We start from the raw sequence: 237 nt of genomic DNA, 5'->3' as shown, positions 1-237 counted from the left end.
AGATGGACACTGACCTGACGGAGTTGATCCGGGTTTTTCCGGCGGTCTGGGTCACGTTCGCTGGTATCAGCAGCACCAGGCGCCGCACGACGGCCCGCAACACGTACAACGTTTACGGCAAGTTCGTGGTGATGGTCGGTGACTACAGCGTGCGCAGCGAAGCCAGTACCCGCATGGGTGGCCCACGCCTCGATGAGGTCGGTAGCTACAAGCTGGTCAGCGCCGTGCGCCGACTGC

At 62.9% G+C, this 237-nt stretch carries 1 protein-coding gene; it reads left to right on the top strand.

Features of this window, described 5'->3' with window-relative positions; translation table 11 throughout:
- The coding region (locus tag ADK28_RS02160; RefSeq protein WP_048794763.1) for a phage protein Gp37 at positions 1 to 237 on the top strand (237 nt) is incomplete at both ends.

The organism is Serratia sp. 506_PEND (assembly GCF_001076875.1).
GTDB classification, from domain to species: Bacteria; Pseudomonadota; Gammaproteobacteria; order Enterobacterales; family Enterobacteriaceae; genus Serratia; species Serratia marcescens.
Note: the sequence above shows the minus strand (reverse complement) of the source record. Positions and strands in the feature narration are given on the sequence as shown.